Consider the following 6,731-nt stretch of genomic DNA (forward strand, 5'->3'; position numbering starts at 1 on the left):
CGCCGCTCAGGCGTCTTCGAGTAGTTGCCTGTAGCCGGATCGCGTCATCCAGTGCGCCCGCGCGAGGTGGTCTTCCCAACAGCGGCGGGCGGCGGCGTCGGTATCCGGGTCCCGTCCGAGCACCAAGCGCGAGACCTCCCGCCAGTCGGCCCCGTCCGCCTCGGCATCCAACAGCCGCAGGTAGGTCACGAAATGGGATTCGTCGTAGGGCGTGATCCGCTCCGCCCAAGGGACTTGGTCGGCGGCTTTCGGCGCCTGATTATCCGTCGGCATCGTGCGGAATTCCTCTGCCATTGTTGCTGCCCGCGTCGCCGCTCGCGTCTCGGCTGTAAAGCCCGCAACAGGCTTGCAACGCCGACATCTCGCCGATTGTTGAAAATACTCCGTGGTGAAATACTCAACAAGCCGGTGCTCTCTCGTCCATGGAAATACGAGAGGTGCTGGCGCTCAATCTGCGAAAATACCGGCAGGCCCAGGGCCTGTCGCAGGAAGAACTCGCCGACCGCGCGGACATCGACCGCACCTATATCAGCGCCTTGGAGCGCAGCGTTTACGCCGCCAGCATCGAGGTGGTGGACAGGCTCGCCCAGGGTCTTGGCGTGGAGGCAGCGGATCTCCTGCGCCGGCCCGCCACATCCGCGAAAGAGCCTCAACTCTGAGGCGCTGTTCCTCGCTCCCCGAGTTCATCGATTTCGGCTCTTGGTTCTCCGATTAGGGCGCCCGCCCGGCCTCGCGGCCGCTCGCCGGGCTCTCGTGAACCGAGCCGCCTGACGGCGTCTCGGCCCTTCGGGCTTCGATCCCTGGCGCGATAGGCAGCCCTGCGGGCTGCCCGACGGCCGCCGCCCTTGCGGGCGGCGAACTTGTTTCTGTTGCCTTTCCCGGTGGCGCGGAGTGGGCGGCGCTCCCTTCTAGGCCCGCCGCGGCGTCCCGCAACCCTCCGCTGCGCTCCGGGTCCTCCACTCCGTTCCGGCCCTCCGGGTGCGGTCCGCCTCTTCGGCGGGCCTGTCCGGTCGCATCTCGCCGCCCACCCCGCTTCCGGGGAAAGGCGCGCGAGGTTTTGCGAGCGGAGGTTTGCCATGCCGGAGCGCAAGCGGGAGACGGTCTATCAGGAGGTCACCGACCGGATCATTGCCGAGCTTGAGGCCGGGCGGGTGCCATGGGTCCAGCCCTGGGGCAAGGCCAAGGCCGGGGTCGGCCTACCCCGGAACGCGGCGACGGAGCGCAGCTATTCCGGGATCAACATCCTGATCCTGTGGGGCGCGGTCATCGAGAAGGGATACGCCGCGCAGCACTGGCTGACCTTCCGCCAAGCCCTTGCCTTGGGCGGGCACGTGCGCAAGGGCGAGCGCGGCACCACCGTCGTCTACGCCGACCGTTTCATCCCCAAGGACGAGCGGAAGCGCGCGGCGGAGACGGGCGACGAGCCGCAGGCGGTGCCCTTCCTCAAACGCTTCACCGTGTTCAACGTCGCGCAGTGCGAGGACCTGCCCGAGCGTGTCCATGGCGGGGCGGCACCGCTGCCCGAGCGCGAGACCGTCCCGCACGCCGAGGCGCTGATTGCCGCGACCGGTGCCGATTTCCGCATCGGCGGCGAGCGCGCCTTCTACGTGCCGAGCGCGGACTTCATACAGGTACCGCCGCAGCCCGCCTTTTTCGAACAGATCAACTACTACCGGACGTGCTTTCACGAGCTCGGCCACTGGACCGGGCACGCCTCCCGGCTCGCCCGCGACCTGTCGGGCTCGTTCGGCTGCAAGGCCTACGCCCGCGAGGAACTGGTCGCCGAGATGGCGAGCGCGTTCGTCTGCGCCAGCCTCGCCATCGCGCCCACCGTGCGCCATGCCGACTACATCGGCTCATGGCTCGAGGTCTTGCGCGAGGACAACCGCGCCATCTTCCGCGCCGCGAGCCACGCCTCCAAGGCCGCCGATTATCTGTTGGCTTTCCGTGAGACGGCGGGCGCGGCGGGAGCGGCGGCATGAGCGCGCCCGCTCCCGTGCCACTCGCCAGCGAGCCGACACAAGAGGGCGAGCAGACCCTCGTTCCCGGCGTCCGCCCGGTCAGCCAGCGCGAACGCATCGAGGCGCGCATGGCCGCGCCGCTCACCCCGCGCGTCCCGCAGAAGCCGTTGAACGTCGGCCTGTTCGACGAGGACGCGCGCAACCAGCTCGACCTGTTCTGACCCGGAGGCCCGCCATGATCCTGATCCCTGACGACATCCGCCAGCGCCTGCTCGCCAACGGCGCCGCCGAGCGCGAGACCGACCACGTCCCCGTCGTGAAGCTGTTCGACCCGACCGGCGCGGCCACGTGGCTGATCACCGAGATGATGCCGGACGGCGACAGTCTGTTCGGGCTCTGCGACCTCGGCTTCGGCTGTCCCGAGCTTGGCTATGTCAGCCTCGCCGAGCTTGAGAGCGTCAAGGGACCGCTCAGGCTCGGCATCGAGCGCGACCTCCACTTCGCCGCCCGCTTTCCGCTCTCGGTCTATGCCGAGGCGGCGCGCATCGCGGGCCGCATCACCGAGTCCGAGCGCATGCTGTCGCAGGCCGCCGCCGCGCTCCGCATCCGCAATCCCGAGCTTCCGCCCGACGGGGCGGGACCGACGCGCCGATAGGCGGCGCACGGCCCCCGCCTGCGCGCTGCGAGGGGAGGGGGCCGCCAACCTCAGACCATGGAGAGTGACTATGCAGTTGCAACACATCCCCCTCGACAAGCTGGACGTCTCGGCGTGCAATATGCGGAACGCCAAGCGCGAGCCGGACGTCGCTGACATCCTGCCGAGCGTCCGCGCGCGCGGCATCCTGCAGCCGTTGCTGGTGCGGCCCAACGGCGAGCCGGAGCGCTTCGAGATCGTCGCCGGGCGGCGGCGCTTCTTCGCCGCCAAGGCGGTCGCCGAGGAAGGCGGCGAGGTCGAGCCCGTGCCCTGCGCCGTGATGGAGCCGGGCGACGACGCGGACGCGCTCGAAGCCTCGCTGATCGAGAACGCCGCGCGTCTCGACCCCGACGAGATGAGCCAGTACGAGACCTTCGCGCGGCTCACGAGGGAAGGGAAGTCGGTGGCCGAGATCGCCGAGACCTTCGGCATCACCGAGGTCATGGTGAAGCGCCGCCTCGCCCTCGGGAACCTGATGCCGAGGATCAGGACGGCCTATCGCAAGGGCGAGATCGACGCCGAGACCGTGCGCCATCTCACCCTGGCCTCGAAGGCGCAGCAGAAGGACTGGCTCGCCCTGTTCGCCGACCCAGAGCAATACGCGCCGCGCGGCTTCCAGTTGAAGCAGTGGCTGTTCGGCGGCCAGTCGATCCCTACCAGCGCCGCGTTGTTCCCGGTGGAGGACTATCCCGGCCAGATCGTCGCCGACCTGTTCGGCGAGGACGCCTACTTCGCCGATGCCGACCTGTTCTGGCAGAAGCAGAACGAGGCCATCGCGGCGAAGCGGGACGCGCTTCTGGAAGCCGGATGGGCGGAGGTCGTCGTGCTGGAGCCCGGCCAATACTTCCATAGCTGGGAGCACGAGAAGACCCCGAAGACGAAGGGCGGCAAGGTGTTCATCGCCGTCTCGCACCGGGGCGAGGTCGAGGTCCACGAGGGCTGGCTCAGCCGCAAGGAGGTCCGCCGTGCGGCCAAGAAAGCCGCCTCGGCGGACGCGGACGGCGACGCGACCGAGGCTGCCACCGTCGCGCGCCCCGAGGCCACCAAGGCGATGCAGAACTACCTCGACCTGCACCGTCACGCCGTGGTCCGCCTCGCGCTCGTAGCCCACCCGGGCGTGGCGTTGCGGCTCATGGTGGCGCATGCCGTCGCGTCCTCCGGTCACTGGCAGGGGGAGCCCGAGCCGCAGCAGGCCGGCAGTGACGCCATCGCCGAGAGCGTCGCGAACAGCCCGGCGCAGCAGGCATTCGACGCCGAGCGGCAGGCAGTGCTGGCCTTGCTCGACCGGCCCGACTATCACCACAGCGTGACCCAGCCGGGCTACGACGCTTATCCCACGGCGGTCGTATTCGCCAAGCTGCTGGCGCTGTTCGATGACGACGTGTTGCGTATTGCCGCCTGCGTCATGGCCGAAACGATGGCGGCGGGGAGCGCTGTGGTCGAGGCGGTCGGCAACCACTTGGGCGTGGACGCGGGGCAGCACTGGCAGCCCGATGACGCGTTCTTCGACATGATCCGCGACAAGGCCGTGCTCAACGCCATGCTGGCCGAGGTCGCGGGCAAGCGGTGTGCCGACGCCAACGTCGCGGAGAAAGCGAAGACGCAGAAGAAGATCATCCGCGACTGCCTCGACGGCGCGAACGGCCGCGCCAAGGTCGAGGGCTGGCTGCCCGGCTGGCTAGCGTTCCCCGTGCGGGCGTACACTGAGAACGGCAGTCTCAAGACGGCCGACGAATGGGCGCGCGTCCGCAACCTGTTCGATGCCGCGTGATCCGTCGCGGGCGGGGCCGCCGCCCGCTCTCGTTCATGCTCCCGCTTCCGCTTCAGACGGAAGGCCGGCGAGCCAAGCGTTCAGCCTCGCGCTCGCGTCACGGACGTCGTCGAGTATTCTCCGGGCTGACTGGCCGCCGTCGGCGTAGATCGTCCGGGTCTCCACGTCGCGCAAGGCGCGGCCGATCGCTGTCAACTCCTCGATCCGCTGATCGTCCCCGAGCCCGACGCCGAAGGTTGCGGCCTTGAGCAGCACCAGTCCGATCTCTCCGGCCGACGACTGGATGCCGTCGAGCCGTCCCTGATCGTCCATTTCCTGGAGCCGCGCCGCGAGGCTCGCGAGCTTTCGCGCGTTTTCCGAGACCGTCTCCCGCACGCCGGCGACCGAGTCAGCATGGAAGCCGTGCGGCTCGATCCAGCGTGTCCAGATGCTCCGTGCCGTCTCCCTTGCCGCCCGCGCCGCCGCGTCCATCTCGTCCCAGCCGCCGCCCATGGAGAGACGTTCGTGTGCAGCACGGTCGAGATTGCTCGCCATCTCCTCCAACGGCTCGACCATCTCCGCGAAGTCTCCCGGCGTCCGGGCCGCGAGGTCGCGCGCCGTTTCGGCCGCCCATGCGAGTCCGTGGCGTGTCTCGTTGAGCCACGGCTTGACGCGACGTTCTTCGAGTTCGTCGGCGTATACGACGACATCGACGACGAGCGACGCGGTCTGGCTCAAGAACTCGGATTCCGGGCTCGGCCGGCCGCTGCCGTTTCTCGCCCGGTCCCAATCGAGAACCCGGTCGATCACCTCGTGCGGCTCAGCCGGCCGCGAGGTAGCCATCTGGCGGAGGTACGGCACTCCGGCGACGTAGTAGAGCGGCGCATCGCCCTTCGGCACGGCGATGGCGAGCACGGTGCGGTCTTCGACCACGGCGAACGCGAGCGCCGGCGTCACCGACGGTTTGATGCTGTTCGCACAGATGCCCGCGACGCGGTCGAGCAGGCGTTCCCGCTCGGACGCGCTTTCGCAATCCGCGAGGCCGATCACCCCGCCCGCCTTGGAGACGCCGAGCAGGATCGTGCCGAAATTGGAGGTGGCGAAGGCCGCAATCTCCTTGGCGAGATCGCGTGCCTGGCCGGGAAAGCGTTCCTTGAACTCCATATCCTGACGCTCACCGCCGGCGGCGAGCGTCGGCAGGCATCGCGAGAGATCGGCATCGGCCCAGGGCGGCACGGGCTGATTTGGTGAAGGTTCGTCGGCCATGGTCCCAATTTGCCGCGTGGCCATGCGCAGAGACAAGGCTCATCGGATGCGGCTGCCGGATGATGGTCCGAGAGAGCGGTCCCGCGCCTGTCAGACGGGGTGGGCGGCGGCGCAAGCGTCGTCGGCCGGTGCCGTGCTCGCGCGTTTGGATGATCCGCCTATTGTCCGCATCCGCCCGCCGAGGCCAAACTGCGAGCCGTGCGGTCCAGCGCCAAGGCAATCGGCCAGCGAGCACGCGGCGCCGCGTCTTGCCGCCGTCTGGGGGCCGACCCTGAGCTCGCTCGCAACGGACATCGAGTGGCGAGGCCGGATGCGGTCTCGGCGTCATTCGTTCGGTCAGCAGGGGGCTACGCCGCAGCCGGTTCCGGTGTCTGATTCCAGCAGCCTGTAGGGCTGTCGTCCGCGGACGTAGACCGCGCCGCCTCCAGTCCGATCCGCCGTCGTTGCAAGCGCCCACGCGCCTGCTCCGGCTTGTGGACCTATGGCGGTCCCCGTTCCGGCGAAACCGGCTCCGGCGACTATTTTCCCCGCCGTGCTCGCTGCGCTGCGCGCGGCTTCCTCGCGCCCGCTGCGCTCCAAAATAGCCGCCTCCACCGGTCCTCCGCTGACGCTCCGGCCCTCCGGGTGCACCGGTTCGGCGCCCGCCATGGACGGTCCGCCGTAAGCAGGGCGATGGGCGCCCTGCACGATCAAACGGAGGATCGAACAATGGCAGCCATCGGATACGTCAACCGCCAGTCGGACGGCTCCTACAAGGGCTTCATCAACACCCTCAGCATCCGGCGCAGCGTCGTGCTCCTGCCGAACCGCGACAAGGACGCCGACAACCAGCCGGACTATCGGGTCTTCACCGACGACCGCGAGCGGGTGGAACTCGGCGCCGCCTGGAAGCGGGTGGGCCAGAACTCGGGCAACAGCTACGTCTCGCTGAGCCTGGCCGCCCCGGAGTTCGGGCCGCGCAAGCTCTACGCCAACCTCGGCCGCGCCGCCGGGCAGGACGATCCCGACACCTTCGCGATCATCTGGAACCCGGTCGACTGACGGCCACCGCCTCGGCCCC

At 69.2% G+C, this 6,731-nt stretch carries 8 protein-coding genes; 6 read left to right on the plus strand and 2 right to left on the minus strand.

From position 1 onward, the window contains the following. Nucleotides 1–6: 6 nt before the first annotated feature. A complete protein-coding gene (locus TH2_RS20095) occupies nt 7–294 on the minus strand; it encodes a DNA -binding domain-containing protein (RefSeq protein ID WP_462933922.1) in 288 nt (95 codons plus the stop codon). A 128-nt stretch (nt 295–422) separates the two neighbouring features. Here TH2_RS20095 and TH2_RS20100 point away from each other — a divergent pair, with 128 nt between their 5' ends. The 5 genes from TH2_RS20100 to TH2_RS20120 all read left to right on the plus strand — a co-directional run bounded on the left by TH2_RS20100 (nt 423) and on the right by TH2_RS20120 (nt 4,426). Continuing rightward, on the plus strand, nt 423–659 hold the full coding sequence (locus TH2_RS20100) for a helix-turn-helix domain-containing protein (protein WP_008892293.1): 237 nt from the start codon (nt 423–425) through the stop codon (nt 657–659). Between the two features lie 417 nt (nt 660–1,076). Beyond that, nucleotides 1,077–1,982 carry an ArdC family protein gene (locus tag TH2_RS20105; RefSeq protein WP_008892295.1) on the plus strand — a complete coding sequence of 302 codons (906 nt, stop codon included), beginning with the start codon at nt 1,077–1,079 and terminating at the stop codon, nt 1,980–1,982. Then, nucleotides 1,979–2,182, plus strand: a complete 204-nt coding sequence (locus TH2_RS20110) for a hypothetical protein (protein WP_008892296.1) — start codon at nt 1,979–1,981, stop codon at nt 2,180–2,182. The genes TH2_RS20105 and TH2_RS20110 overlap by 4 nt, the downstream gene beginning before the upstream one ends. Before the next feature lie 14 nt (nt 2,183–2,196). Beyond that, nucleotides 2,197–2,616 (plus strand): DUF2958 domain-containing protein, encoded by a 420-nt coding sequence (locus TH2_RS20115; protein ID WP_008892297.1) that lies wholly within the window; start codon nt 2,197–2,199, stop codon nt 2,614–2,616. Nucleotides 2,617–2,686: 70 nt separating this feature from the next. Beyond that, complete coding sequence (locus TH2_RS20120) at nt 2,687–4,426, plus strand: ParB/RepB/Spo0J family partition protein (protein ID WP_008892298.1); 1,740 nt, start codon at nt 2,687–2,689, stop codon at nt 4,424–4,426. Nucleotides 4,427–4,459: 33 nt separating this feature from the next. Here TH2_RS20120 and TH2_RS20125 read toward each other — a convergent pair whose 3' ends face one another. Further along, nucleotides 4,460–5,671 (minus strand): AlbA family DNA-binding domain-containing protein, encoded by a 1,212-nt coding sequence (locus TH2_RS20125; protein WP_157194280.1) that lies wholly within the window; start codon nt 5,669–5,671, stop codon nt 4,460–4,462. Between the two features lie 708 nt (nt 5,672–6,379). Here TH2_RS20125 and TH2_RS20135 point away from each other — a divergent pair. Then, nucleotides 6,380–6,712 (plus strand): DUF736 domain-containing protein, encoded by a 333-nt coding sequence (locus TH2_RS20135; RefSeq protein WP_008892301.1) that lies wholly within the window; start codon nt 6,380–6,382, stop codon nt 6,710–6,712. The last annotated feature ends 19 nt before the right edge of the window (nt 6,713–6,731 follow it).

It is taken from the genome of Thalassospira profundimaris WP0211, assembly GCF_000300275.1.
GTDB lineage: Bacteria > Pseudomonadota > Alphaproteobacteria > Rhodospirillales > Thalassospiraceae > Thalassospira > Thalassospira profundimaris.

Bases quoted from the DNA above. Each gene is read 5' to 3' on its own strand.
- TH2_RS20135 (WP_008892301.1), top strand. From the start codon at position 6,380: ATGGCAGCCATCGGATACGTCAACCGCCAGTCGGACGGCTCCTACAAG.
- TH2_RS20105 (WP_008892295.1), top strand. From the start codon at position 1,077: ATGCCGGAGCGCAAGCGGGAGACGGTCTATCAGGAGGTCACCGACCGG.
- TH2_RS20115 (WP_008892297.1), top strand. From the start codon at position 2,197: ATGATCCTGATCCCTGACGACATCCGCCAGCGCCTGCTCGCCAACGGC.
- TH2_RS20095 (WP_462933922.1), bottom strand. From the start codon at position 294: ATGGCAGAGGAATTCCGCACGATGCCGACGGATAATCAGGCGCCGAAA.
- TH2_RS20125 (WP_157194280.1), bottom strand. From the start codon at position 5,671: ATGGCCGACGAACCTTCACCAAATCAGCCCGTGCCGCCCTGGGCCGAT.
- TH2_RS20120 (WP_008892298.1), top strand. From the start codon at position 2,687: ATGCAGTTGCAACACATCCCCCTCGACAAGCTGGACGTCTCGGCGTGC.
- TH2_RS20110 (WP_008892296.1), top strand. From the start codon at position 1,979: ATGAGCGCGCCCGCTCCCGTGCCACTCGCCAGCGAGCCGACACAAGAG.
- TH2_RS20100 (WP_008892293.1), top strand. From the start codon at position 423: ATGGAAATACGAGAGGTGCTGGCGCTCAATCTGCGAAAATACCGGCAG.